The following is a 1,335-nucleotide window of genomic DNA, read 5'->3' on the forward strand; positions in this document are numbered from 1 at the left end:
GCCGACGGCCGCGCCGACCACGCCGGCGACCTTGCCCGCCGCGGTCCGCGGCCGGGGGATGCGGAACCGCTGCGTCACGGGCGCTCGCCGTCGTAGACGCGGGACACCCGGACCCCGCCGAACCGGGTGACGATCTCGTAGTTGATGGTGCCGACCGCCTCGGCCCAGTCGTCGGCGGTGGGCTCGCCGTCCGCGCCGCTGCCGAAGAGCGTCGCCACGTCCCCGGCGGCGATCTCGTCGTCGCCGCAGTCGAGCACGAACTGGTCCATGCAGACCCGCCCGGAGATGGTCCGCCGCTTGCCGCCCAACTGCACCGGGCCGGTGTTGGAGGCGTGCCGGGGCACCCCGTCGGCGTAGCCGAGCGGCACGACTGCCAGGTTCGCCTCCCGCTCGGTGAGGTAGGTGTGGCCGTACGAGACGCCGGTGCCGGCCGGGACCCGCTTGGTCAGCATCACCCGGGCCCGGGCGGTCATCGCCGGGCGCAGCCCGAACGTCTCCCCCGCTACCGGAGAGAGGCCGTAGATCGCGATCCCCGGGCGAACCAGGTCGAAATGGGTGTCCGGGCGGGTCAGCGTGGCGGCGGAGTTCGCCAGGTGGCGGTAGCGCGGGCGCAGGCCCGCCTTCTCGACCATGGCCAGCCCCTCGTGGAAGACGGCGAGCTGCCGGTCCGTGGTGGGGTGGCCGGGCAGGTCCGCGTACACGAAGTGGCTCCACACGCCGACCACCTCGACCAGGCCCTCGGCCTGGGCCTTCGCGGCGGCCTCCAGCAGGGTGGGCCAGTCGGCGACGGTGGCCCCGCCCCGGGACAACCCAGTGTCGATCTTGAGATGCAGCCGGGCCGGGCGGTCCGCCCGGCGGCCCGCCTCGATCATCTCGTCGAGCTGCGGCAGGCTGGCGGCGGCCAGATCGACCCCGGCCGCGACGCCCTCGTGCAGCGGCAGGCCCGGGTCGAGCAGCCAGGCCAGCACCGGCGCGGTGACCCCGGCGGCGCGCAGGGTCAGCGCCTCGTCCAGGGTGCAGACGCCCAGCCAGTCCGCCCCGGCGTCCAGGGCGGCCCGGGCGGCCGGCACCATGCCGTGGCCGTACCCGTCGGCCTTCACCACCGCCATCAGCTCGGCACTGGTGCCCGATTTCAGCCGGGTCACGTTCTCCCGGATCGCGTCCAGGTCGACGCGCACCTCCGACTGCCACATGCCCCAAGCCTACTTCCGCCGGTGATCTCCGCAGTCCCGAGCCGGGCGGCCGGTCGCCGGAGCGGCAGCGGCGACGGCGGACGACGCCGCGGTCAGGGCAGCCGGGCGAGCACCGGGCGCAGCGCCGCGGCCACGTCGGGGG

General features: G+C 75.6%; 1 protein-coding gene. It reads right to left on the reverse strand.

Translation table 11 applies throughout. The annotated features are described in order from the left end of the window. Positions 1-74: 74 nt before the first annotated feature. Positions 75-1,193 carry an alanine racemase gene (alr, locus tag DKL51_RS31375; RefSeq protein ID WP_109947958.1) on the reverse strand — a complete coding sequence of 373 codons (1,119 nt, stop codon included), beginning with the start codon at positions 1,191-1,193 and terminating at the stop codon, positions 75-77. Between the last annotated feature and the right edge of the window lie 142 nt (positions 1,194-1,335).

The organism is Micromonospora globispora (assembly GCF_003857015.1).
GTDB classification, from domain to species: domain Bacteria; phylum Actinomycetota; class Actinomycetes; order Mycobacteriales; family Micromonosporaceae; genus Micromonospora; species Micromonospora globispora.